Source organism: Gramella jeungdoensis (assembly GCF_023805255.1).
In the GTDB taxonomy this organism is placed as follows: domain Bacteria; phylum Bacteroidota; class Bacteroidia; order Flavobacteriales; family Flavobacteriaceae; genus Christiangramia; species Christiangramia jeungdoensis.
Genome location: NZ_JAMSCK010000003.1, coordinates 386,889 through 412,694, shown reverse-complemented (window position 1 = coordinate 412,694; position 25,806 = coordinate 386,889). Strand labels below are relative to the sequence as shown.

The 25,806-nt window shown below is 40.6% G+C and carries 25 protein-coding genes; 20 read left to right on the top strand and 5 right to left on the bottom strand.

Annotation, left to right across the window (positions count from 1 at the left end):
- Positions 1-6: 6 nt before the first annotated feature.
- Positions 7-1,056 (bottom strand): ferredoxin--NADP reductase, encoded by a 1,050-nt coding sequence (locus NE848_RS09530; RefSeq protein WP_252112865.1) that lies wholly within the window; start codon positions 1,054-1,056, stop codon positions 7-9.
- 96 nt (positions 1,057-1,152) lie between these two features.
- Here NE848_RS09530 and NE848_RS09525 point away from each other — a divergent pair, with 96 nt between their 5' ends.
- Together NE848_RS09525 and NE848_RS09520 are read left to right on the top strand one after the other, a co-directional pair.
- Complete coding sequence (locus NE848_RS09525) at positions 1,153-2,637, top strand: DUF5687 family protein (protein ID WP_252112863.1); 1,485 nt, start codon at positions 1,153-1,155, stop codon at positions 2,635-2,637.
- Positions 2,638-2,647: 10 nt separating this feature from the next.
- Positions 2,648-3,352: an ABC transporter ATP-binding protein gene (locus NE848_RS09520; RefSeq protein WP_252112861.1), complete on the top strand. Its 705-nt coding sequence runs from the start codon at positions 2,648-2,650 to the stop codon at positions 3,350-3,352.
- A 109-nt stretch (positions 3,353-3,461) separates the two neighbouring features.
- Here NE848_RS09520 and NE848_RS09515 read toward each other — a convergent pair whose 3' ends face one another.
- The gene (locus tag NE848_RS09515) at positions 3,462-6,227 is read right to left on the bottom strand and encodes a TonB-dependent receptor (protein WP_252112859.1); all 2,766 of its coding nucleotides are present in this window, start codon (positions 6,225-6,227) and stop codon (positions 3,462-3,464) included.
- Positions 6,228-6,516: 289 nt separating this feature from the next.
- On the opposite strand from NE848_RS09515, the gene porW reads away from it, so the two are divergent.
- From porW to NE848_RS09430, 17 genes are all read left to right on the top strand, one after another.
- Positions 6,517-9,024, top strand: coding sequence for a type IX secretion system periplasmic lipoprotein PorW/SprE (gene porW / locus NE848_RS09510; RefSeq protein WP_252112857.1), 2,508 nt, complete (start codon positions 6,517-6,519; stop codon positions 9,022-9,024).
- Between the two features lie 11 nt (positions 9,025-9,035).
- Positions 9,036-9,434: a bactofilin family protein gene (locus tag NE848_RS09505; protein WP_252112855.1), complete on the top strand. Its 399-nt coding sequence runs from the start codon at positions 9,036-9,038 to the stop codon at positions 9,432-9,434.
- Positions 9,412-9,630: an AtpZ/AtpI family protein gene (locus tag NE848_RS09500; protein WP_341482786.1), complete on the top strand. Its 219-nt coding sequence runs from the start codon at positions 9,412-9,414 to the stop codon at positions 9,628-9,630. Before NE848_RS09505 ends, NE848_RS09500 begins: the two co-directional genes overlap by 23 nt.
- On the top strand, positions 9,630-10,013 hold the full coding sequence (locus NE848_RS09495; protein WP_252112853.1) for a hypothetical protein: 384 nt from the start codon (positions 9,630-9,632) through the stop codon (positions 10,011-10,013). Before NE848_RS09500 ends, NE848_RS09495 begins: the two co-directional genes overlap by 1 nt.
- Before the next feature lie 135 nt (positions 10,014-10,148).
- The gene (atpB, locus tag NE848_RS09490) at positions 10,149-11,243 is read left to right on the top strand and encodes a F0F1 ATP synthase subunit A (protein ID WP_252112851.1); all 1,095 of its coding nucleotides are present in this window, start codon (positions 10,149-10,151) and stop codon (positions 11,241-11,243) included.
- Positions 11,244-11,267: 24 nt separating this feature from the next.
- Entirely contained in the window at positions 11,268-11,489 is a 222-nt protein-coding gene (atpE, locus tag NE848_RS09485; protein ID WP_011711113.1) for an ATP synthase F0 subunit C, read from the top strand.
- Positions 11,490-11,574: 85 nt separating this feature from the next.
- Positions 11,575-12,069 carry a F0F1 ATP synthase subunit B gene (locus NE848_RS09480; RefSeq protein ID WP_252112849.1) on the top strand — a complete coding sequence of 165 codons (495 nt, stop codon included), beginning with the start codon at positions 11,575-11,577 and terminating at the stop codon, positions 12,067-12,069.
- 3 nt (positions 12,070-12,072) lie between these two features.
- Entirely contained in the window at positions 12,073-12,627 is a 555-nt protein-coding gene (gene atpH, locus NE848_RS09475; RefSeq protein ID WP_252112847.1) for an ATP synthase F1 subunit delta, read from the top strand.
- Positions 12,628-12,672: 45 nt separating this feature from the next.
- Complete coding sequence (gene atpA, locus NE848_RS09470) at positions 12,673-14,253, top strand: F0F1 ATP synthase subunit alpha (protein WP_252112845.1); 1,581 nt, start codon at positions 12,673-12,675, stop codon at positions 14,251-14,253.
- Between the two features lie 45 nt (positions 14,254-14,298).
- Positions 14,299-15,159, top strand: coding sequence for an ATP synthase F1 subunit gamma (atpG, locus tag NE848_RS09465; RefSeq protein WP_252112843.1), 861 nt, complete (start codon positions 14,299-14,301; stop codon positions 15,157-15,159).
- 148 nt (positions 15,160-15,307) lie between these two features.
- Complete coding sequence (locus NE848_RS09460; protein WP_252112841.1) at positions 15,308-15,751, top strand: hypothetical protein; 444 nt, start codon at positions 15,308-15,310, stop codon at positions 15,749-15,751.
- A gap of 60 nt (positions 15,752-15,811) precedes the next feature.
- Positions 15,812-17,254 (top strand): oligosaccharide flippase family protein, encoded by a 1,443-nt coding sequence (locus tag NE848_RS09455; RefSeq protein ID WP_252112839.1) that lies wholly within the window; start codon positions 15,812-15,814, stop codon positions 17,252-17,254.
- On the top strand, positions 17,251-17,685 hold the full coding sequence (gene dut / locus NE848_RS09450; RefSeq protein WP_252112837.1) for a dUTP diphosphatase: 435 nt from the start codon (positions 17,251-17,253) through the stop codon (positions 17,683-17,685). The genes NE848_RS09455 and dut overlap by 4 nt, the downstream gene beginning before the upstream one ends.
- Before the next feature lie 72 nt (positions 17,686-17,757).
- Positions 17,758-18,768, top strand: coding sequence for a sugar phosphate nucleotidyltransferase (locus tag NE848_RS09445; protein ID WP_252112835.1), 1,011 nt, complete (start codon positions 17,758-17,760; stop codon positions 18,766-18,768).
- Between the two features lie 8 nt (positions 18,769-18,776).
- A complete protein-coding gene (locus NE848_RS09440) occupies positions 18,777-20,141 on the top strand; it encodes a tetratricopeptide repeat protein (protein WP_252112833.1) in 1,365 nt (454 codons plus the stop codon).
- Entirely contained in the window at positions 20,141-20,911 is a 771-nt protein-coding gene (gene lolB1, locus NE848_RS09435) for a lipoprotein insertase outer membrane protein LolB1 (protein WP_252112831.1), read from the top strand. Before NE848_RS09440 ends, lolB1 begins: the two co-directional genes overlap by 1 nt.
- Entirely contained in the window at positions 20,908-22,131 is a 1,224-nt protein-coding gene (locus NE848_RS09430) for a murein hydrolase activator EnvC family protein (protein ID WP_252112828.1), read from the top strand. Before lolB1 ends, NE848_RS09430 begins: the two co-directional genes overlap by 4 nt.
- 12 nt (positions 22,132-22,143) lie before the next feature.
- On the opposite strand, the gene NE848_RS09425 is transcribed toward NE848_RS09430, so the two are convergent.
- Both NE848_RS09425 and NE848_RS09420 read right to left on the bottom strand, forming a co-directional pair.
- Positions 22,144-22,656, bottom strand: a complete 513-nt coding sequence (locus NE848_RS09425; protein ID WP_252112826.1) for an acyl-CoA thioesterase — start codon at positions 22,654-22,656, stop codon at positions 22,144-22,146.
- A gap of 56 nt (positions 22,657-22,712) precedes the next feature.
- A complete protein-coding gene (locus NE848_RS09420) occupies positions 22,713-23,642 on the bottom strand; it encodes an HU domain-containing protein (RefSeq protein WP_252112824.1) in 930 nt (309 codons plus the stop codon).
- 98 nt (positions 23,643-23,740) lie between these two features.
- On the opposite strand from NE848_RS09420, the gene dprA reads away from it, so the two are divergent.
- Complete coding sequence (dprA, locus tag NE848_RS09415; RefSeq protein WP_252112822.1) at positions 23,741-24,841, top strand: DNA-processing protein DprA; 1,101 nt, start codon at positions 23,741-23,743, stop codon at positions 24,839-24,841.
- On the opposite strand, the gene trpS is transcribed toward dprA, so the two are convergent.
- Positions 24,838-25,806 carry a tryptophan--tRNA ligase gene (trpS, locus tag NE848_RS09410; protein WP_252112819.1) on the bottom strand — a complete coding sequence of 323 codons (969 nt, stop codon included), beginning with the start codon at positions 25,804-25,806 and terminating at the stop codon, positions 24,838-24,840. The genes dprA and trpS overlap by 4 nt on opposite strands.

The window sequence follows — 25,806 nt, the reverse complement described above, 5'->3', positions numbered from 1 at the left end:
TATTAATTATAGATCGTCAAAGTCCAGCTTAAGAGTTGGAGTGGTAGGGTGCGCCTGACAGGTTAATACAAAACCTTCTTCAATTTCATCCTCGGTAAGGATCTGATTCTTGCTCATCTCGGCTTTACCTTCAGTAATACGGGCCATGCAACTACTACAAATTCCTCCCTGGCATGAAAAAGGAACATCAATATCATGTTCCAGTGCCTCATCAAGAACAGCATTTTTACGATCCATTGAAAAAGAATATTCTTCATCATCAACCAGGATAGTTACCTGGGTTTCTCCATCGGTATCTCCTTCAATTTCCTTTTCTTCCTCTGAATTAGTGAAAAGCTCGAACAGGATCTGCTCGTCCTCCACACCGTTTTCTTTGAGCACTTCTGAAACGTGCTTGATCATAGGCTCAGGGCCACAGAGATAGAACATATCGAAGGGATGGTCCTGAAACTTGTTTTTCAGAACATAATTAACAGTGCTGGTCTCTATTCTGCCAAAATGGGCATTTTCTTCCTTTGTCCTGCTGTAGACAAATTCAATGAATAACCTGTGGGGAAATTCTGATTGGAGCTCCAGAAGCTCTTTGAAGAAAATAGTATCGTCTATAGATTTATTCCCGTAAGTAAGTACGAATTTGCTATGTGGTTCATCTCTCAATACCGTTTTGATGATAGAGAGAATAGGAGTAATACCGCTTCCTGCTGCGAAAGCAGCATAGTTCTTTCTTCCTTCTCCGGGCTTTAAAATGAATTTACCCTCTGGTGGATGCACATCAAGAATATCTCCTGCAACTAATTTATTATTGGCGATCACAGAAAACCTACCACCTTCAACTTCCTTTACGGTTACTTTGAACTCATCTGAGTTTGGGGCTGAACATAGTGAGTAAGCCCTTCTTATTTCTTCGCCATCTGCTTCTGTCTTTATCGTGATGTACTGGCCGGCTGAAAAATCGAATTCTTCCTTTAAATTTTCCGGAATTTCAAAAGATAAACTTACCGCCTGAGATGTTTCGCGAATTATTTCCTTTATTTTTAGCGGATAAAACTTGTTCATTACTTTTTATTTGTGCGCAAAAATACAAAGTATGCAGATTTTATAATCGTAACATTCCTTTAAATTTCTATACATATAGAAATAAAGCGTGGTTTTATGTTTGAGAAATTCATTTGGTTAGAGTGGAAAGCCTTTTTCAGATCGGCCAGTTTTGGAAAAAGCCTGGGGCTCAAGATCCTTATGGCCTTTCTCGCGCTCTATTTTTCAGCGATGTTTCTCTTTTTCGGAGTTGCCCTGTATCCTTTACTAAAAGAATTTGATCCTTCCGGAGATCCGTTGCAAGTGGTGAACAGGTTCGCACTGGTTTATTTTTGCTTTGAACTTATCTTCAGGTTCATGCTTCAAACCTTGCCGGTTATAGACATTAAACCTCTTATGACACTTCCGATAAAAAAAAGGAAGGTTGTGAACTTCGTGCTGCTAAAATCCCTTTACTCTTTTTACAATATTCTTCCTCTTTTTCTCATCATTCCATTTGCCACCTTCTGTATCGTAAAAGGTGATTATGGAACTTTGAACATGCTGGGTTGGATTATTGGAGTTTATGCCATCACTTTAAGTGTTAATTATCTCAATTTCATCATAAAGAAACGTTTTACAGAGAACCTGAAGGCACTTATTCCAGTAGTATTAATTGGAATTATACTTGCACTGCTGGATTATCTGAAGGTTTTTCAGATCACCTTTTACTTCGGAAAACTTCTGGAATTTTTGGTACAGAATCCTTACCTGGCCATAGTTCCGGTGATTATTCTTCTTTTGCTCTATAAATGGAACCAGTTGAATCTTCAGGCAAAGTTTTACCTGGATGCTCACCTAAAGGGCAGAAGTACCGAAGCTAACACCCGGGAATTTGGCTGGACAAAGAAATTTGGAAGCATCGCCCCGTTTCTTCAGCAGGACCTGAAACTTATATGGAGGAATAAAAGACCAAAAACCACTATTTACCTGTCGCTGTTATTCCTGGCCTACGGACTTATTTTTTATCCAAATGACAGTTACCAGGAAATGCCGGCATTTTTCGTATTCGTGGGAATCTTTATAACCGGGATTTTCATGATCAATTTCGGGCAGTTCGTGCCTTCGTGGGATGCTTCTTATTATCCCATGATCATGGCTCAGAATATTTCAATGCGGCAATACCTTGCATCTAAAATGGGACTTATAACTTTTAGTGTTGTAGTTCTTGCTATCTTATCTACACCTTATGTGTATTTTGGGTGGAATATTTTGTTGCTTAACCTGGCCTGCGCCTTATATAATATGGGGGTAAATATCCCGATCTTACTTTATGCCGGGTCTTTCAATAAAAAACGGATAGATCTGGATAAAAGTCCTTTTATGAATTATCAGGGTACCGGGGCTTCTCAATGGCTTGTTGGACTTCCTTTATTGCTGATCCCGATATTTTTCTTCTGGATCATCAATAAGTTTATAAATTATGAAATTGCCGTAGGTTTTCTTGCCGGGCTCGGAACCATCGGGTTGATAATACGGCCAAGTTTACTAACTTTTCTGGAACAGAGATACCGCCGCAGAAAGTACGTGATGATTCAGGGATTTAAACAAAAAGGAGAATAAAAGTTTTATAATGATAACTGCAACCAATCTTTCAAAAGTATATAATGGTACTAAAGTGCTAAATATTGAGCGTTTAGATATACCTTCTGGGCAGAATTTCGGCCTGGTGGGAAATAACGGTGCCGGAAAGACCACTTTTTTTAGCCTGTTGCTGGACCTTATTCAACCAACCACCGGAAATATCTTCAATAATGATATAACTGTAAGTGAAAGCGAGGAGTGGAAGCCATTTACGTCTTCCTTCATCGATGAAAGCTTCCTGATTGGATATTTGACTCCTGAAGAATATTTTTACTTCATAGGAGAGCTCCGCAACAGGAATAAGGCCGATATTGATTCTTTTCTTACCCAGTTCGAAGATCTTTTCAATGGTGAGATCATCGGCCGAAAAAAATATCTCAGGGATCTTTCAAAAGGAAACCAGAAAAAGGTTGGTATTGTCGCGGCTCTTATCGGTGACCCGGAAGTGGTGATCCTGGATGAGCCTTTTGCCAATCTTGATCCTACTACCCAGATAAGATTGAAGAAACTATTGAAAGAACTGTCTAAAACCGGCACCACGGTGCTTATTTCAAGTCATGATCTTATTCACGTAACCGAAGTGTGTGAACGTATCGTAGTTCTGGATAAAGGAGATATTGTAAGGGATATCGAGACTTCAGAAGCCACTCTTAATGAACTTGAAGATTATTTTTCAAGAGAAATTTTAGAGTAATAATAATTACGGTCTTAAGTTAATTATTCAAACTGAACTTAAATTTGTTGATACTTAGACTCTTAAATAAATTCGGAATGAGGTTTAATTAAATTTAAGACCGCATTTTTTACAGATTATTAAAAATAACAGAAGCAAAATATTGCGATCCTATATAACCCGTTCCATAAGCAGTAACATATTCATCACCTAAAATATTATTAGCGCCTAGCTTGATCCTCGCTTTCCACCTGGGAATGGTGTAGTTAACCTGGGCGTCAAGTACTGAATATGCCGGCACATTTCCATCTGCAAAAGTGGCCTGCCAGAAATATTCATCACTCCACCTATAACTTAATTTGAACCCGAAATTCTCATAAGCTTCCGGACTTCCGAAAGATGCTTTCACGCGGTGTTTAGGTGTGTTGAAACTGGTTCTGAAATCCGGATCGGACGCCTGATCAAAATCCTGCTCGGCATAGGTATAATTAGTTTCTAAACTATAATTATCCCATAACTCAACATTTAAGCCTATAACTGCACCATAAGATTTAACATCTGCATCAGAATTAGTATAAGTTTGGTAGGGGAAATAATCTTCATTCTGTAATGCTAATAGAGACAGGCTATTGTCTCCAACCTCTCCGTAAAAAGGAACCAAAGTGGTTTCATTAGAAATGAAGTTCTCATAGACATTGTAATAAAAACTTGCATCTATACTTACCCGGTCCATTTGCGAACGATAGCCAATTTCATAAACCACAGCTTCTTCGGGTTGTACCAGATCCACCTCCGCTTTCTGGGGAGCACCACGTAAAACCGAATTCAGTGAAAATGCATTTTCATAGGCCTGTCTTCCTACAACTTCAACGGTTGGAGAACCGGTAACGGCCTGGCCACCTCCACTAACGGGAAAGGTTCTCACATCCCTGTCCAGATTATCCTCTGCAGCGCCTACCAGAATGGCCCGACCGGAATTCAGACCAATATAGAGATCCTGGGTTGTTGGATTTCTAAAAGCGGTTTGTACTGAAGCACGAATATTATGATTTTTATCCTCCCCAATTGTATATCCTATGGAAAATCTTGGGGTTACCTGTCCTTCAAAAAGTTCAGATTTGTCATATCTCATAGACCCAGTCAGTTTCAGCCTTTCATCAATCAGTTTTTTCTGAATCTGGGAATATAATCCATATTCATTGTACTGAATTGGCCCATCAATATCTGTAAAAATTGTTCCTGAAGAATTTAGTTTATACTGCCGGTATGAGCCACCTACCTGGATATCTGCAAATGCATCAGTCAAGTGGCTAAAATTATAGTTTGCATCTATGTGTTTTAACTGAGACTGATCCTGAAATTTCGCACCGGTGGTGAAATCAGGATCAGAAACTACTTCATTAAAGGCCTGTTGAAATTCCTGTGTTCCCGGCACTAACCGGCCAGTATCGGCAAATTGCCTTGCAATGGCATGAGCCTGGTCTTCGGAGGCACCCTGGCTTCTGGCCTGAACGAATGCTCCGGCATATTCTCCAAACCATTGCTGATCTGACTTCCATACCCGGTTAATATTTATTGCTGCGAATCTCGTATCGTAGGAATCTCCGGCATCTTCATCAGTTATATAACCGCGTAGAAAAAAATTATTATTCTTAACTTCTAATTTATGTTGCTGTAACCAGAAATCTTTTATAGCATAACGATTTGTTCCCTGATAAATAGTTGATCCTCTACCATATTTTCCCAAATAAATGATTTCAAAATCGTCGGCAAAAGGTCTGTAGTGCAAAGCAGCGTCAAGCTTCAGGCTTTTCGCATTGTAATCGTGGAGACTCGTTTCTGCATAGCCAGTTCGGCTCACGGCTTCATTGGGAAGTAATTGCTCCGACCCCGCAGGAAGAAGTCCTGCCGCTACAAGGGCGGTACCTACACCTCTTATATTTATGTTTACCTCATCACCATAAATATTTAAGCCGTCGTAATTGGGATCTTCAGCACGCCCTGCACCAGGATTTATCAGATTTTCTTCGCTTACTGCAAACCAGTCTGTTCCCTCTAAATAGGAAAAATTGAACTTAGCGGCGAACTTATCTGAAAATTTATTGGCAAGCCTTACTCCAACATCATAATAACCGTTAGTACCGGCGGCATCCTGAGAGGTAACACCACCCGTGGCATAAGCACTTAAACCCTGGAATTCAAAAGGACTTTTACTGTTCATAAAAAGGATCCCGTTAAAAGCATTTGCTCCATACAGAGCCGAGGATGCCCCTGGTAATAATTCGATATTATTTAGATCAAGCTGTGATATCCCCAGAAGATTTCCAAGGACGAAATTGAGCGCGGGGGAAGAATTATCAATCCCGTCTACAAGTTGTACAAACCTTGTGTTTGCAAAGGTCGCGAAGCCTCTTGTATTTACCGATTTAAAGGTGAGACTATTAGTATTAATATCCACCCCTTTAAGGTTTTCAAGCTCCCCGTAGAAGTCTGCTGAAGCAGTATTTTGAATGTCTTGCCTGTCAATTAGTTCAACACTTACCGGTGATTCAAAAATCCTCTCGGGAGTTCTTGAGGCGGAAACCACGACCTCTCCAAGCTGAGTTTCATCTTCCGTAAGCACCACATTAACGGTTTGACCTGCAGAGCCAACTGGTATTGATTTCAAACCATAGCCTATTGCTGAAAATACTAAATTAAACGGTAAATTTGCTGTTGTTTCAAGGGTGAATTCACCCTTGAAATCTGTTGAAGTGCCCACGGTCTCATTTTCAACCATGATATTTACTCCCGAAATAGGCTTTCCTTTTTCATCTGTAACAGTACCGGTAATGACAACTTGGGCCATCATCCCGCTTATGCTAAGGAAAAACAGGAGAGTTAGAAGTTTTTTCATTTTAAATATTTAAAAAGTGATAATTAAATATATTAAAAAACGAGAATAATTTATCAAATACTTATAAATAGAATCAAAAAATTGATAAAATAACATAAAAGAGACGATATTGTTTTTGTATCTTCATTAAATTTCAAAAAAACAGGAGCTTTCTTTGAATTATTTTGTAATGAATCTGATTTGGAAAAAGAAACTTACTTTTATACTAAATTTCGAAATAATTAGTTATTCTAACCTGGAAAAGAAACAGATTTTGAAGCCGATAACCCGAATATTATTTTTCTTATTGTTGTCAATCATTATCTGGAGTTGCTCAAGGAAAAAAGACTCATTTGTAAATCGTAATTATCATGCTGTTACTGCAGAATATAATACGCTGTATAATGGTCAGCTGGCGTTAGAACAGGGGAGGGAAGAGATCAACCAGAACTATGCCGATAATTACTGGGACATACTTCCGATAGAACGCCTGGATGTGGATGATAAGATCCTGTTACCGGATAGTGTCCGGAACCAGAATTTTGGACGGGCAGAAGAAAAAGCCGTTAAGGCCATCCAGAAACATTCTATGCAGATAGGTGGCAAGGAACGGAATCCGCAGATGGATGAAGCCTATTTACTTCTTGGTAAGGCCAGATATTTCGATCAGCGGTTCATTCCTGCACTGGATGCTTTCAATTATATCCTTTACCGGTACCCTGCGAGTGATAATATCACGCATGCGAGAATATGGCGCGAAAAGACCAATATCCGCCTTGGAAATGAAAAGCTTGCCATTAAGAATCTGAAGAAGATACTGGATTCCGATCGTCTTGATGATCAGGATCTGGCCGATGCAAGCGCAAGCCTGGCTCAGGCCTATATCAATCTTAATCAGATAGACAGTGCCGTGGCCCCACTATACAATGCGGCAGATTTTACCGATATTAATGCTGAAAAAGGCCGTTACTTCTATATCCTGGGACAGTTACATAACAGGCTTGGAGAAACAGCAACTGCAAATGCAGCTTTTGATGAAGTGATCGATCTTAACCGAAAATCGCCGCGTATCTACTATGTAAATGCGTATGTTCAGAAGGCCAGGAACTTTGATTTCAATTCAGGAAATGAAGAATACCTTCTTGAACTTCTCACCGAGTTAGAAGAAGATCGTGAAAACCGGCCGTATCTCGATAAGATATATTTTCAGTTAGGGGAATATTACACCAGGCTGGATTCAACAGATAAAGCCATCGAATATTACAATAAATCGCTGAGGTCTCCTTCAAGTGATATTTATCTTAAATCAATTAATTACGAGATTCTGGCCAATGTCAATTTTGACAGGGCCAATTACCAGGATGCCGGAAAATATTTTGACAGCACGCTTACCTATATGTCGCCAGATTTACTCGAATTCAGGACCATAAAGAAAAAACGTGAGAACCTGGAAGATGTGATTAAGTATGAGAATATGGCAGAAGAAACCGACAGCATACTTTATCTGGCTTCACTTTCAGAAGATGAACAGGTCGCATATTTCACCGATTATACCGACGAGCTGAAGGCCAAAGCGATCAAAGAAATGGAAGCAGGGGAACTTCCGGTCTATACGGCCAGTATTGGCCCTGAGAACAATTTTCCATCAGCTAATGCCCTTCCGCCAGCTGATGGAACCAATTCAGCAAATACCTTCTACTTTTATAATCCGCTTCGTGTTTCAAGAGGTGCCCAGGAATTTTTAAGAGTCTGGGGAAGCAGGGAACTTGCAGATAACTGGAGATGGGGATCCAATGCTCTTAATCAAAGCTCAATAAATGCGCAGGAACGGATTATGGATATCAATCTTGATAATAATCCTCTTTATGATCCTATGGAATACGTGATGAGGATCCCAGGGGAAAGGTCTGTTTTGGACAGCCTGGCGACGCAGCGTAACCTGGCATATTATCAATTAGGGATTATTTATAATGAGAATTACGGCGAATACGATCTGGCTGCTGAAAGACTTGAATTTCTTCTGGAGAATGATCCAGCAGAACGTCTTATTCTGCCTGCCAAGTATAACCTTTACAAAATATATGGAGCTCAGGGTGATCTGCAGAAGCAAGAGCAGATCAAAAATGATATACTTCAGAATTATCCGGATTCGAGATACGCGGCATTTATTCTGAATCCCGAAAGTGTGCAGGAAGACGAAAACAGTCCCGACCTCCTATACAAAGCTCTTTTTGAAAAGTATAAAGATCAGGAATATGAAGAAGTCATCGAGACGGCCAATGAGTATATCTCCAGATTTACCGGAGATCCGATAATTCCCAAACTCGAGCTTCTGAAGGCACAGGCCACGGGAAGGCTCTTGGGGCTGGATGCATATGAGAAGGCTTTGAATTATGTGGCGCTTACATATCCGCAGACCGAGGAAGGCCGTAAGGCCCAGAAACTTCTTAACACAAGTATTCCTCAGTTAAAAGTCCAGGAATTCAACAGGGATAGTCTTCAAAATAATTTTAAGCTTATTTACCCTCTCGAGGAAAATGAAAGGGATATGGCTGCTCAACTCAAAGATTCAATAGAAAAAGCCATAGCAGAACTTAATTATTCCCAACTCTCGGTATCTGTAGATGTTTACAGTCCTGAACAGTCTTTTGTTGTTGTACATGGGCTGGAAACTGAATCTAAAGCTCTGGGCTTTGAGGAATTATTGAAAAAAAATAAAAATTATAAAATAGATAGGGAAGCCTTTGTTTTGTCCACGGAAAATTATAGAATTGTACAAATTAAGAAAAATTTAAGAACTTACATGGACAATAACTAAACCCTACTACTATGTTTTCAGACCCCAAAAAAACCAAACCTACAACCGACCAAAACCAACAAAACCGTATTGCCGCTGGCACTCTGATCACTGGAGAAATTTCAGGAAAAGGATGCTTTAGAATTGAAGGAACACTTGAAGGAAGCTTAAAGACTCCCGGAAAAGTCGTAATTAGTGAAGGAGGCCTTATTAGTGGTACTCTGGAATGTGAAAATGCCGACATTGAAGGAAGGTTCAAAGGCAAATTATTTGTCAAAGGAACCTTAACTTTAAGAAGTCCTGCAAATATTGAAGGAGAAGTGGTTGCAGGTAAGCTCGCCGTAGAACCAGGTGCGGTATTCAATGCTACCTGTGAAATGAACGGGGGAGTTAAACCCCTTAAAAAGGATGATGAAAAAAGATCAGCGTAACAAGTATCTCCAGTTTGTAAATATTGCTTTTCAAATGGGAATTACAATAGCCGCAGGAGTGTTCGTTGGGGTATGGCTTGATGGCAAATATCCCAACAAATATTCAATGTATACCATCTCTCTGTCACTACTCGGCGTTTTTATAGCCCTTTATCAGGTATACCGGGGCGTGAAAAACCTGAATGAAGACGAATAATGAAAGATAAGCTGATGCCTTTTTTGCGGTACTTCATTCCATTTTCCCTATTGCTTTTTGGAATACAATTTGCCCTCATAAACTATTTTCTGGAAGCCGATTTATATTATTCTACGGTCTCGATCTATAGTTTTCATGTGATCGCGACATTGCTTATCTACCTGTTTCTCATTTACGTTCACAATACCTTCAGGGATAAAACAGGTTTTGCATTCATGGGGTGCAGTCTTTTTAAGATGTTGGCCGCTGTTCTTTTTCTTCTCCCTATGATGCTCAGCGATACCCCTCATCCTTTTGATGATATAATCGCTTTTTTTATTCCCTATTTTTTATTCCTGATCTTCGAAACTATTTACGCGGTAAGACTGATCAATATTAAATAAACACCTGTATTTCAGTAAAATCGTTAAAATTATTGAAAGGTCTAAAAAATTACAGGTGGGGCTTTCAGATAAAAATTAAAAGTATACCTTTGCACGGAAATTTAGAGCCCATAATTTTTAAGTAGAACAGGTACTATGACAGCACATAAATCTTTCAAGATTATAGTGATCCTTGCACTAGGCTTTGCCTTACTCCCTTTGAATATTTTTGCTGGTGAGAGTAAAGAAGGTGAAACTCCCGGGGAAGAGGAATTTAATGCGACCGAGATGATCATGCACCACATTGGTGATGCGCACGGCTGGCACTTTTTTGGAGAAGGAGAAAATTCAATCACTCTGCCATTACCTGTAATACTTTATACTGAAAATGGACTGGTTACTTTCATGTCCAGTGAATTTCATCACGATACCGAAGGCCACCATGTGGTGGAAAAGGACGGCATGCGCTTCGTAAATCTTCATGAGGATATTTATCGGTTGAATGCCGGTGCGGAAACTGTAGAGTTTGATGAAGAGCATCATCCGTTGAACGCAAGTAAACCATGGGATCTCTCTATCACGAAGAACGTGGCAGCAATGTTCCTTACGGTTATTCTAATGATCCTTTTCTTCTGGATAGGACTTGCAAGACATCATAAGAAGCATGAGCATGCTCCAAAAGGATTTAACAACGTTCTTGAGACACTGGTTCTTTTTGTAAGAGATGAGATTGCAATCCCACAGCTAGGTGAGAAAAAGTATATGAAGTTTATGCCATTCCTGTTAACGGTTTTCTTTTTTATCTGGATCACCAACTTAATGGGGCTTCTTCCCGGAGCGGCTAACGTAACCGGAAACATAGCAGTTACTGTGTCTCTTGGATTGTTCACTTTGGTGCTGATCTTCGTGAATGGAAACAAACATTTCTGGAAGCACACCTTCTGGATGCCTGGTATTCCAACATGGGTGAAGCCAATTCTGGCGATCGTGGAAGGAGCAGGATTATTCATTAAGCCAATTGCACTTATGATTCGTCTTTTTGCGAACATTACCGCGGGACACATCATTATCCTGAGTTTGATCGGGTTGATATTTATATTAGAACATGCAGGCGTTGCCGGAATTTCGGTTCCTTTCGCCTTATTTATAACAGTATTGGAATTGCTGGTAGCATTCCTTCAAGCGTTTATTTTTACGATTCTGTCCGCCCTGTTTATCGGGATGGCAGTTGAGGAACATGAACATCATTAATTTTAATTTTTAATTTTTTCAACTATGGAATTATTGTATGTAGGTCTTGCAGCTTTAGGAGCTGGACTAGCGGTTCTAGGAGCCGGAGTAGGTGTAGGTAAAATCGGTGGTTCTGCCATGGATGCTATCGCACGTCAGCCAGAAGCTTCTGGAAAAATCCAGACAGCTATGATTATTGCTGCTGCACTTGTAGAAGGTGTTGCCCTTTTCGGGGTTGTTGCCTCTTTACTAGGTGTACTAAGATAATTAATTTCAAAAGAGCTCCTTTCGCAACGGTTGGTTGCGAAAGGACTTTTTTAGATGATGTTTTTAACTATTATTATTTAAAATTATGGAATTAATAACTCCCGAATTTGGCTTGTTTTTCTGGCAGACCATCGTGTTTTTGGTACTATTGTTTATCATGGCCAAATTCGCCTGGAAACCTATTCTTAATTCAGTAAGAAACAGGGAACAGTCTATTAACGATGCACTGGCTTCGGCTGAAAATGCCCGTAAGGAAATGCAGAACCTTAAGGCTGATAACGATCAGTTACTGAAAGAAGCTCGTGCCGAGAGAGATGCGATCTTAAAGGAAGCCCGTGAGTTAAAAGAAAAGACTATTGCTGATGCTTCTGAAGAAGCGAAAGCGAAGGCTGATAAGATCGTTGCCGATGCCAAAAGAAGCATCGAGCTTGAAAAGCAATCTGCAATGGCCGAATTAAAGAATCAGGTAGCAGAGCTTTCAGTAGAAATTGCTGAAAAAGTAGTGCGTAAAGAGCTATCAAGCAAAGAAGAACAACACCAAATGATCGAAAAGATGCTTGGTGAAGCTAAGCTTAACTAAACTATGAGAGGAACCAGAGCTGCACAGAGATATGCAAAGGCGATCCTTTCACTAGCAAAGGATAAGAAATCGGCAGAAGCCGTACACAAGGATATGCACTCAATTTCCCAGACTGTTCTTAATAGCAGGGATCTTGAGAATATGCTTACAAGTCCTGTTGTTAAGAATAGTATTAAAAAGAGCGCCCTGCTCGAGATCTTCAAGGATCTTGACGCAGTTACAAAAGGTGCTATAGATATACTTCTGGAGAACGGGAGAATAAATATTCTTCATCTTGTAGCAAGGCAGTATATCATTCAGTATAATGAAATGAACAATGTACAGCAGGCTGTAGTAACCACCGCTGTACCTCTAAATAAAGAATTGGAATCGGCTGTTCTATCCAAAGTAAAAGAGCTTACCGGTTCTGGTGCTACTATCAAGAATATCGTTGATGAAGATATTATTGGTGGTTTTGTGTTAAGAATAGGAGACTTGCAGTATGATGCAAGTGTATCGAGAAACTTAACGAGGCTAAAAAGAGAATTAAAAGACAACACATACGTTTCAAAAATTTAATTAAAACAGGTGCGGCATAGTCGTGCCATTTTATCTTGAATAATTATGGCAGAAGTAAATCCTGCTGAAGTATCAGCAATATTAAAACAACAATTATCAGGTTTTGAATCCAAGGCCTCTCTAGACGAAGTAGGTACCGTTCTAACCGTAGGTGACGGTATTGCTAACGTATATGGGCTGGCTAATGCTCAGTACGGAGAATTGGTTCAGTTTGAAAGCGGTCTTGAGGGAATCGTTCTTAACCTTGAAGAAGACAATGTTGGGGTAGTACTTTTAGGTCCTGCTAAAGAGATCAAAGAAGGCTCTACGGTAAAAAGAACTCAGCGTATCGCTTCTATCAAAGTTGGAGAAGGAATTGTTGGCCGTGTGGTTGATACTCTTGGAAACCCGATTGATGGTAAGGGAGCTATTGAAGGTGAAACTTATGAAATGCCACTTGAGCGTAAGGCTCCTGGGGTAATCTATCGTCAACCTGTAAGTGAACCACTTCAAACAGGTATTAAATCTATTGATGCGATGGTACCTGTAGGAAGAGGTCAGCGTGAGCTTGTGATTGGTGACCGTCAGACAGGTAAGACTACTGTTTGTATCGATACAATTCTTAACCAGAAAGAATTTTATGATGCCGGTGAACCGGTATACTGTATATATGTGGCTATAGGGCAGAAAGCTTCTACGGTTGCGGCTATTGCCAAGACTCTTGAAGATAAAGGTGCTCTCGCTTATACTACCATTGTTGCTGCGAATGCATCAGATCCTGCTCCAATGCAGGTTTATGCTCCTTTTGCAGGTGCAGCGATCGGTGAATACTTCAGAGATACAGGTCGTCCTGCTTTGATCGTATATGATGATCTTTCCAAGCAGGCTGTTGCTTATCGTGAGGTATCCCTTCTACTTCGTCGTCCACCAGGACGTGAAGCATACCCAGGGGACGTTTTCTTCCTTCACTCAAGATTGCTTGAGCGTTCAGCTAAGGTGATAGCCGATGATGATATTGCAAAACAAATGAACGACCTTCCTGATGTTCTTAAAGATAAAGTAAAAGGAGGCGGATCTCTTACCGCTCTTCCAATTATCGAGACTCAGGCAGGTGACGTTTCTGCATATATTCCAACAAACGTAATTTCGATTACCGATGGACAGATCTTCTTAACATCAGATCTTTTCAACTCAGGTGTACGTCCTGCGATTGATGTGGGTATCTCTGTATCCCGTGTTGGTGGTTCTGCACAGATCAAGTCTATGAAGAAAGTTGCAGGTACCCTGAAGCTTGACCAGGCTCAGTACCGTGAACTTGAAGCATTCGCCAAGTTTGGATCTGATCTTGATGCGGCTACCATGAATGTCATCTCAAAAGGTAAGCGTAACGTGGAGATCCTTAAGCAGGGACAAAACGATCCTTATCCGGTAGAAAACCAGATCGCGATCATCTATGCAGGTTCTAAGAACCTTCTTAGAGACGTTCCTGTAGATAAGGTAAAAGAGTTTGAGCAGGATTATCTTGAATACCTAAATGCTAAGCACAGAGGTGTTCTTGACACTCTTAAAGCAGGAAAACTTACAGATGAAGTTACCGATACGTTGACATCGGTTGCCAAAGAGCTTTCGTCTAAATACAAGAACTAAATTTAAAATTCAGAATTCAAAATTTTGAATTGATAATTATAACAAATGGCAAACTTAAAAGAATTACGTAGCAGGATTACCTCGGTATCTTCAACAATGCAGATCACCAGTGCCATGAAGATGGTATCGGCTGCAAAGTTGAGTAAGGCTCAGGATGCGATCACTTCCATGAGACCTTACGCTGAAAAGCTAACCCAGTTGCTACAGGATTTAAGTGCTACTCTTGATGATGATTCCGGAAGCAAGTATGCCGAGGAACGCGAGGTGAAAAAGGTTCTTATCGTTGCTATTTCCTCAAATAAGGGATTGGCAGGAGCTTTTAACACCAACATCATCAAGAAGGTAAAAAGTAAGATACAGGAGGAATATCAGGGGAAAGAAGTTGAAGTCCTTACCTTAGGTAAGAAAGCCAACGATATCCTTAAAAAGTCCTATGATGTTTATAAGAACAACAATGGGATTTTTGATGAACTGACTTTCGAAAATGTTTCTGAAATCGCCGAAGATCTGATGGAGAAATTCGTCGAGGGTAAATACGATAAAATAGATATCGTTTACAACCAGTTCAAGAATGCCGCCACTCAGATAGTTATGGACGAGCAGTTTCTGCCAATACAGACTGTTGAAAGCGATAGCAACAAACAACTGGATTATATCTTTGAACCTTCAAAACTGGAGATAGTTAAAGACCTTATCCCAAAATCTCTTAAAATGCAGCTTTTCAAGGCGCTTAGAGATTCTTTTGCTGCAGAGCACGGTGCGCGTATGACCGCGATGCATAAGGCAACAGATAACGCGAAAGAGCTTAGGGATGATCTTAAACTTTCTTATAACAAAGCAAGACAGGCTTCTATTACTAATGAAATCCTTGAGATCGTTGGTGGTGCCGAAGCATTGAATGGATAAATAAACGTCAAGCTGAACTGGTTTCAGCTTCTTTGAAGTCCTGAACCAGGTTCAGGATGACGAACAACATTAAAGCCCTCAATCTTGAGGGCTTTTTTCTTTGGTACAGGTTTTGTTTTTATAACTTCAGAATCTAAAATCCAACATTATGAGAAATGCATTACACTTACTTGCAGGAGTATTCATTCTAAGCATATTTGCTTCCTGTGGCAGCAATAAAGACCTGCAGGCGCGAATCCCAGCGCAGTTCAGCGAGGTCTATTATACTTATAATTCGAATGGGATTCAATTGAATATACCGGTTACCAGTATCCAGGATCAGCGTATATCTTTAGATGCTGTTTATTTCCACGGAATGAAATCTGATCTTAAGAAGAGTGAGGAAAAACCGAATCTATATGTGGCAGATTTCCGCATGGGTTCCGGGGATATGGTGATGCATGAAGACCCAAAAGAGGAATATGGTAACAAACCGCCTCAGATTCCTGAAAAAAGTCCGTTTGAAATAGAAGATGACGAGGCGATTCTGGTTTTTACTCAGAACGACCAGGTGAAATACTATAAACTCACGGGAATTGTGGAAAAGGAATAGTCCATTAGCTTTCATAATTGTGATTTATTCAGATATTTGTAATAAATCAACCTGCTCCTGTTGAGTACTTTAAAAAGATTTTTTCAAGACACTCTTATTTACGGTTTTGCGACGGTATTCCCACGCCTGATGAATTTTGTGCTGGTGCCGTTGCACACCGATATTCTACCGGCAGAGGAGTATTCTGTGAATACCGTATTCTATGTCTGGGCCGCTTTTTTTAACGTGGTGCTCACCTATGGGATGGAAACTTCTTTTTTCAGGTTCTTTAGTCAGGCTAAGGAAAAAGGGCAGGTCTTTTCAACGGCTTTTATTGCGCTTACGGTTACTACGGTACTTTTTGGGATAGGAGTCTTTATTTTCCAGGACTCGCTTATCGCTTTAATGGATCTCAATCCATTTTACTTCCAGTTGCTATTCAGCGTACTGGTACTTGATACTTTGGTGGTTGTGCCATTCGCGTATCTCAGGGCGACGGGGAGACCCATCAAATTTGCAGGAATTAAGATCATTAATATCCTGATCTATGTTCTTCTTAATTTCTATTTCCTTTGGTTTGTAAGGGACTATCCGCAATACGCGCCTCAGTTTGTTATTAATAATTACGGTCCAAAGGATATTGTGGGCTATATATTTATGGCGAATGTTGCCGCAAGCGGAGTTACATTCCTGTTGTTATTGCCCTATTTCTTCCAAACTAAGATCAGCTTTGAATTCGGTATTTTTAAACAGATGTGGAAGTACGGCTGGCCCATTATGGTGGCAGGTATTGCATTCGTGATAAATGAAAATCTAGATAAAATCCTGATCAAGGATATGATCTCTGAAGAAGTGATGGGAGCTTATTCAGGTTGTTATAAACTGGCAGTATTCATGACCATCTTCGTTCAGGCTTTTAAAATGGGAGCTGAACCCTTCTTCTTTAATCACTCCCAAAAGGAGAATGCAAGGGAAACCTATGCCGAGATACTGAAGTATTTCGTAATCTGTGGAAGTATCATTTTCCTTATCCTGGTAAGCTTTATAGATTTTTTCAAGGCATTGGTAATACGAGATCCGGAATACTGGATGGCCATAGGGATAGTGCCTATCATCTTGCTGGCCAATCTTTTTCTTGGGGTATATCATAACCTCTCGGTGTGGTATAAACTCACCGATAAGACCCGTACAGGAATGTATATTTCCATTTTTGGTGCTATCATCACTATTTTACTGAATATTGCGCTGATCCCGGTGATGGGATTCATGGCAGCTGCATGGGCCACACTGGTGGCATATGGAGGGATGATGCTTATTTCCTATTTTCTTGGAAAAAAGTACTATCCCGTGCCCTATAACGTTAAAAAAATAAGTTTTTATCTGTTGCTTTCTGTTGGACTTTCAATACTTTCCTTCACATTTTTCAGGGAAAATTATATGGCTGGAATAGCCATAACCGGAGGATTCCTTCTGATAGTTTTTTCAATGGAACGCAAACAACTTTATAAAATCCTAAGTCAATGATTGTAAAGGTTATTAATAAATCAAAACACGATTTACCAAATTATGAAACTGAGGCTTCCGCAGGCATGGACCTGAGGGCGAATATCGATGAACCGGTGGTGCTAAAGCCTCTTGAAAGAGCTATCATAAAAACCGGACTCTTTATTGAGCTGCCAATTGGTTATGAAGCCCAGGTGAGACCAAGAAGTGGTCTTGCGGCCAAAAAAGGCATTACGGTTCTTAACTCTCCAGGTACTGTAGATGCCGATTATCGTGGAGAGATAGGGGTTATCCTTGTAAATCTTTCCAATGACGAATTTACTGTAGAAGATGGTGAAAGGGTGGCACAACTTGTGATCGCTAAACATGAGCAGATCCAGTGGGAAGAGGCTGAAGTCCTTCAGGAATCTGCACGTGGTGCCGGCGGATTTGGTAGCACCGGACACAAATAATTATTAATTAGAAAACTATTGACCTCTTGACATTCTACTTAAAAGAACCGGAGGTAACTTAAAAAAATTGAAATGAAGATTATCGTACCCATGGCGGGTCGCGGTTCGCGACTTCGTCCACATACATTAACAGTTCCAAAACCTTTGATTCCCATTGCAGGTAAACCAATCGTGCATCGTCTTGTAGAAGATATCGCGAAGGTTCTTGACGAAAAGATAGATGAGGTAGCCTTTATTATAGGGGAGGATTTTGGTGAGCAGGTGGAAAAAGACCTGATGAAGATCGCCAATACTCTGGGAGCCAAAGGAACTATTTATTATCAGGATAAACCGCTTGGAACCGGCCACGCCATCATGTGTGCCAAGGAATCACTTAGCGGTCCGGCTGTTATCGCGTATGCCGACACTTTGTTCAAAGCAGATTTCAACCTTGATAAGTCGGCAGATGGTGTGATGTGGGTGAAAAAGGTGGAGAATCCATCAGCTTATGGTGTGGTTCAGCTGAACCAGGCTGGAGAGATCACCGATCTTGTAGAAAAACCCGAAGAATTCGTATCAGATCTTGCAGTTATCGGGATCTATTATTTTAAGGATGTTGGAGTTTTAAAAAATGAACTTCAGGGAGTACTGGATGAAAAGCTTACCCGGGGAGGCGAATACCAGATAAACGATGGTATTGAAAGAATGAGAGCTAACGGTCTCAAATTTGTTCCGGGAAAAGTAGATGAATGGATGGACTGCGGAAACAAAAATGTCACTGTAGAGACCAACGGGCGAATGCTGAATTTCCTTCATCAGGATGGTGAAAAACTTATTTCCGATTCTGTGAAGATCAAGGATTCTGAGATCACCGAGCCCTGCTATATTGGGGAGAACGTGGAGTTGACTAATGCAAAGATAGGACCTAATGTCTCGATAGGGGATGGTACCAAAATTGAAAATTCAACTATCAAGAATAGTCTTATTCAAAGTGATGCCCAGGTAAAAAATGCCAGTCTGGATAATGCTATGATCGGGAATCATGCTAAATTTGATGGTAACTTTACCCAGATCAGTATCGGCGACTATTCTGTACTGGAATAAAATTTAAAATGAAAAACCTGTTTATCATCCTGGTTATGGCCTTATTGGCGCTTCCTGTAAATGCTCAGGAGGTTCCCCAGCCTTTTCAGGATGTTAACCAGGATGATCTAGGAAACGTTACCGATGAATTCCAGGAATATTTCTTTGAAGCTCTCAAGCAGAAAGGGATCGAGAATTATGAAAAGGCGATTATCGCTCTTGAGAAATGCCGTAGTATTGATCCCGAAAGGGCAGTAGTTTATTTTGAACTTGGAAAGAATTACCGCCAACTTGAACGATTTGATAAAGCTATCGAGAACTTTAAAAAAGCACATGAGCTTCAGCCTAAAAAAGAAGCAATCCTGGTATATCTCTTTCAGACCTATGGAATGACCGAGGATTATGACGGAGCTATTACAACGATCAAAAAACTGATTCCTTTCAGTTCCTCTTACAAGGAAGACTTGGCCAATCTCTACCTTCTGAATGAAAATTACGACGAAGCCCTCGAATTACTGGATGAACTCGATGAGGAACTCGGTGTGAATTCCTACCGAAATTCGCTGAGAAGGCAGATTTACGCCCGAACTAATAATACCGATGCGCAAATAGATAATCTTCAGCAAAGCATTTCCGATAATCCTGAGGTGGAACAGAATTATCTCAACCTCATCTATATTTATAGTGAACAGGGCGACGAGGAGGAAGCTTTCAGGGTCGCTCAGGAGCTCTTAGAAGCAAATCCCGGCTCATCTATAGCTCATCTGGCTCTTTATAAGTTCTACCTTAATAAAGGCAATGCGAAAGCTGCTGTGGCTTCTATGAAAATTGTTTTTGCCAGTGAGGAGATAGATGCCGAATCTAAGTTCAAGGTGTTGAATGACTTTTTGAATTTTGTGCAGGAAAATCCGGAATATGAAGAGGAACTTATTGAAGTTGCCGGCAAGCTCACCGAATGGGAAGATACGCCAAAGCTTTATGAGCAATTGGGCCAGTATTATATAAAAAAGAACAATAGAGAAGATGCTCTTACGTTCTTTGAACTGGGCCTGAAGGATAATCCCGATAATTTCGAGCTGATTAGAAACACGCTTCTTCTACAGCTTGAGTTTGAAAAGTTTGAGGCTGCAAGAGATTTGAGTGCCGAGGCGCTCGAAAGTTTTCCCTCCCAGCCGGTTTTCTACCTTCTGCAGGGAGTGGCGCTTAATAAGCTTTCAGAATATAAAGCTGCTGAAGAGAGCCTCGTGGAAGGCCTGGATTATCTGATAGATGATAAACGAATGGAAGTGGATTTCTATTCTCAGCTGGCGATATGCTACAATGGTATGAATAATGTGAGTAAAGCTGAAGAGTATCGCGTTAAAGCGCAAAATTTAAAAAAAGAAATTAACTGATGTTGAAGAAGATATTTATTCTGGTCTTAGTATCCACTTTTATAGTTTCGTGTGGAAGCAGAAAGGCCACTTCGGGAATTGCCACAAAAAATGCTGAAGCAGTTTCAGTGATAAAGAAACATTATACTAATGAAGCCGAATTTAAAACCGCCTCAGGAAAGTTGCGTGCCGTTTATCAGGACGCTGAAAAAACACAATCGGTCAATTTGAGTTTTAGAATGAAAAAAGATGAGGCGATCTGGATGAGCGCCAGTATTCTTGGTTTTCCTGTGGCAAAGGCTTATATCACTCCTACCAGTGTGAGCTATTATGAGAAAGTGACCCAGACATATTTTGAAGGGGATTTTAGTCTGGTAAGCGACTTTTTGGGAACACCTCTGGATTTTGAAAAACTTCAGAATCTTTTGATAGGTCAGGCTATTTATGACCTGCGAACCCAGGAATATGATTTTATGCAGTCTCCGAGAGGTTTTCAGTTTGTAAATGATGCTACAGATAATATGAAAAAAATGTTCCTGCTAAACCCTAAGAGCTTTAAAGCCGAGGCTCAGCAATTAGCACAGGAACAGGAAAACCGGAGTTTAACGGTAACATATTCAGAATATCAGAGCGTGGATGGATTGATCTTTCCGGAAAATATTAAGATCATTGCAAATGAAGGAGGAGCAAGCACGAATATTGATCTAACCTATAGATCGCTGAGTTTTAATGGAGATGTGAGCTTCCCGTTCGATATCCCATCAGGTTATGAAGAAATCAGTTTAAAATGATCGGAATAAATTATTCTAGACCCTTATTTTTTTTATTTGTTCTGTTTTTTGGCTTCAATTCTGTTATTGCACAGGATAACCGCGAAGAACTTGAAAAAAGAAGAATAGAACTTCGAAATGAGATTAGCAGGATCAATGAATTACGTATCTCCAATCAGAAAAAACAAAGGTCTGTTCTTGGCCAGGTGGAAGACCTTAACCAGCAGATAAGAAGCACTGAAGATCTTATTAAACTTACCAATCAGCAGGCCAACCTTCTTACCCGTGAGATCAATACAAATACAAACAAGATCGGTCAGCTGCGAAAAGAATTGGAAAAGCTGAAAGAGGATTATGCGAGGATGATCCGCCGGTCTTATAAAAGTAAATCCCAGCAAAGCAGGATAATGTTCCTGTTGTCCTCCAAGAGCTTTTTACAGGCTTATAAACGCCTTCAGTATATGAAACAGTATACTGAATACAGAAAACAGCAGGGAGACGAAATAAAGGCTAATACAGCCGAATTACAGGCGCTTAATGCAAAGCTGGTAAAGCAAAAGGAAGAAAAAGAAAAACTCATTGCCGAAAACCGGAAAACCAGGGCTCAACTGGAAGAGAACAGGAAATCCCAGCAGGAGTTAATGGCAACCATAAAAAAGCGTGAAGGCCAGTTCGCTGCGCAGATCCGACAGAAGCAGCATGAGATCGATGAAATAGACAGGGCTATAGAACGAATGATTCGGGAATCCATCGCAAAAAGCAACGAAGAAAGCGGCTCTTCTTCCAGGGATACTTATGAACTTACACCGGCGGCCAGGGCTTTGGCGGCTGACTTCAATAACAACAAAGGAAAATTACCCTGGCCGGTTCGATCGGGAGTGGTAACGATGAAATTCGGAAAACAGCCACACCCCGTTGTAAAATCAGTAATGGTAAACAATAATGGGGTTCGTATAGATACCGATGAAGGAGGTAAGGCACGAGCTGTTTTTAATGGAACCGTTAGTGAGGTCCAGGCGGTTAAGGGAGCCAATAAAGCGGTGATGGTTCGCCACGGTGATTATATCACTATTTATAACAACCTTGAAACCGTTTATGTAAAAAGGGGAGATGTTGTGGTAACTGAACAGGAAATAGGAGAAATAGCGACCAGCAGGACTACAGGGAAAACAACCCTTCACTTTTTACTGTATAAAAACAATCAGAAGATGGATCCGGCAGACTGGATCTATAAAATGTGATAGGAATACTCGTTATTCCTCAAAAAGCGCTTTTAACTCAGTAGCTTCTTTAGGTTGCATTTTACCAGCCAGGACAAGACTTAGCTGTTTTCTTCTTAAAGCAGCGGCAAAGCGCTCCTTTTCCAGATCGGTTTCAGGCTTCAATGGTGGAATTTTAACCGGAGTTCCCGTCTCGTCTACAGCTACAAAAGTATAGATGGCTTCATTTGCTTTGCTCCTGCGGCCACTCTCCCTGTCTTCGATCCAAACATCTATAAAAATCTCCATGGAAGATTTAAAAGCCCTGGAAACGGCGGCTTCCACAGTTACAACACTTCCTAAGGGAATGGCCTTATTGAAAGCTACATGGTTCACTGAAGCTGTAACCACAATCCTGCGGCTGTGTCGTCTCGCAGCTATACTTGCGGCACGATCCATCCGGGCGAGTAATTCGCCTCCAAAAAGATTATTTAACGGATTGGTTTCACTGGGTAATACCAGATCTGTCAATGTAGTTCGTGATTCGCTGGGTAGTTTAGCCTCCATGTTGATTTTTGTGCAAAAATAAGGAGGATTTAGGAGGTTTGCCCGTTAATAAAGTATTAAAGTTCCTGAACTAATAACCAGGCTCCTTCATTGCTTTTCTTTACCTCATAAAGTTTATTGATCGCTTCCCTGCGTGTCTGATGGCTGGAATATACAACCTGATGAAGTCCATATTTATTGGCTCCAATAAGTCTTGCCTTGTAACCTTCAGCACGGAGCTCATCCACTTTTTTCTGAGCATTCTCCTCTATTCTAAAGGCTCCCGCCACAATGTGGTAATTACCAGACTGTTTTTCAACCTCGAAGGTTACGGCGGGTAATGGATTATCTATTACGAAAGTCGCCTGCTGGATCTGCTGCTGCAGCTTACTTTCGGCCTCCTGTTGCTCAGCGATATTATGTTTGGAAACCTGACTGCTATAAATATTAAGACCTGCGAAACTTGAGACTCCAATTGCGATAAGGCCTATAGCCGCATATTTAAGGATGGAGGACCTTCTTTTTTCCGGGGTGAAAAGAAGTGGAAATTTTTCTTCCAGTTCTTCCGCCTGTTGTTTGTAAACTTCCCTCTGAACCGCAGATGTTTTAAAAGAATCAAGCCCAAAAGACTGGGTTAGGAAATTTATCTGTGTAAATGGTTCGAATTGAAGTTTATCTTCACTGTCCAGGTAGAACTTACCAATATTTGCCAGTTCAGCTTTTGATTCACTCTGTAAGGAATTCTCAAGATCATAAACGAACTCCTGAATCATATTGTTCGCCGAATTATACTTCACGCCCTCTACCTCTGCAATATAATTTGCAAGAAGACCGTCATTCTTGATCAACTGGCGGTTAAAAGAAATAAGCTTTTTAGGCGGATAAAACTCGTTGGAATCGTTGTCTATATAAGCTGATTGCTTTTGCGATAAAAAAGCTCCGAAACCGGGCAAAACTACGCATTCATATCTGTAAAGTAGATCCTGGATGTGGCTGGTAATGTTCATGGGCAGCAAAAATATAAGTTTTGGTAGTGGGTTAAAGTTACCCAAAGAAATTTTATTAACAAATCTTTTTTTCTGTAATTTTAGTCAAATTAGGCTGAATGAATTCGAAAGATTTACTTTATACCCTGGCACTGCAACACATTCCAAATCTGGGAGATACAACCGCCAAAAAACTTATCAGGCATTTTGGAAATGCTGAAAATGTCTTCAAAGAAAAGAAGTCTAATTTGCTAAAACTTGATGGTGTAGGAAGCATTCGGTTAAAAGGACTTAATGACTCTAAGCATCTAAAGGCTGCAGAAGAAGAATTAAAATTCATTGAGGCAAACAAAATAAATTACCATTATTTTCAGGAAAGTCACTATCCCGAAAAACTGAAACATTGCATTGACGGGCCCATCCTGTTATTTTCCCGGGGGATTATAAATCTTGAAAGAAAGCGTATAATCAGTATTGTGGGAACACGGCAGATCACTTCTCACGGGATGGCATTTTGCGAAAAATTAATTGAAGACCTATCACCACTTGATCCGGTTATCGTATCGGGATTTGCCTATGGGGTAGATATCACTGCTCATAAAGCAGCTGTAAAGAGTAAACTTCAAACCATTGGTTGCCTGGCTCATGGTCTTAACCAGATTTATCCAAAGGTTCATAAGAAATACGTGAATCAAATTGAGGAAAATGGAGGTTTCTTTACCGACTTCTGGAGCACCGATAAATTTGACCGCAATAATTTTTTGAAGCGTAACCGTATCATTGCCGGGTTAAGTGAAGCCACTATTGTTATTGAAAGCGCGGAAAAAGGAGGAGCTTTGGTTACTGCAGATATCGCCGGCTCGTATGACAGGGAAGTTTTTGCCGTGCCGGGAAGGCCAACCGATAAATTCAGTTCTGGTTGTAATAATCTTATAAAAGCCCAGAAAGCTCATGTGATTACTTCCGCAGCAGATCTTGCTTACATTCTCAACTGGGAAATTGAAGAAAAACAGAAGAGTGTTCAGAAGCAGTTATTCGTAGTGCTGGAAGACGATGAACAAAAACTCTATGAATTTCTGAAGACAAGAGGAAAAACAGAACTTGACCTCCTTGCTCTCAATTGTAATTTCCCGACTTTTAAAACTGCCTCTCTTTTACTGAATATGGAATTAAAGGGAGTCATACGTCCGCTACCGGGAAAATTATTTGAGGCTATCTAATAACCGGCTTTTTCGCGCACTTTCTTGAGCACTTTATCAGCTACAAGCCTGGCTTTTTCAGCTCCTTTTTCAAGTGCTTTATCTAATTCTTCCAGGTTGTTCATATAATACTCATATTTCTCCCTGGGCGCCTGGAACTTTTCTTTTACAAGTTCGAAAAATGCCTGTTTGGCATGCCCATATCCATAACCTCCTGCTTCATAATTCTTGTGCATTTCAGCTATCTGGTCATCATTAGCTAGAAGCTTATACAATGCAAAAACGTTACAAGTGTCGGGATCTTTAGGTTCTTCCAGTGGAGTGCTATCGGTCTGGATACCCATGATCTGCTTTCTCAGTTTCTTATCGGTCTGGAAGATGTTGATAGTATTGTTCTTTGATTTGCTCATTTTCTCCCCATCAGTACCTGGTACATACATGGTGTTCTTCTGAACCTTGGCTTCGGGCAGCACAAATACCTCTCCCATCTTGGCGTGAAATCTTGAAGCCACATCCCTTGTCATTTCAAGGTGCTGTAACTGATCTTTTCCCACAGGCACTATTTCGGCATCATAAAGCAGGATATCTGCTGCCATCAACATTGGATAGGAGAAAAGGCCTGCGTTCACATCTTCAAGACGATCGGCCTTGTCCTTAAAGGAATGGGCCAGTGTCAATCTCTGGTATGGAAAAAAGCAGCTTAGATACCAGGTAAGTTCGGTAACCTGAGGGATATCGCTCTGGCGGTAAAAAACACTGCGTTCAATGTCCAATCCACAGGCAAGCCAGGTTGCCGCAACAGAATATGTATTTTGTCTCAGCTCCTTCGCATCTTTTATCTGGGTAAGCGAATGCATATCGGCAATGAAAATAAAGGATTCATTATCTGGCTTATTGGCCATTTCTATTGCCGGCATGATCGCTCCTAAAAGATTGCCTAAATGTGGCGTTCCCGTGCTCTGTACTCCTGTAAGTATTCTGGACAT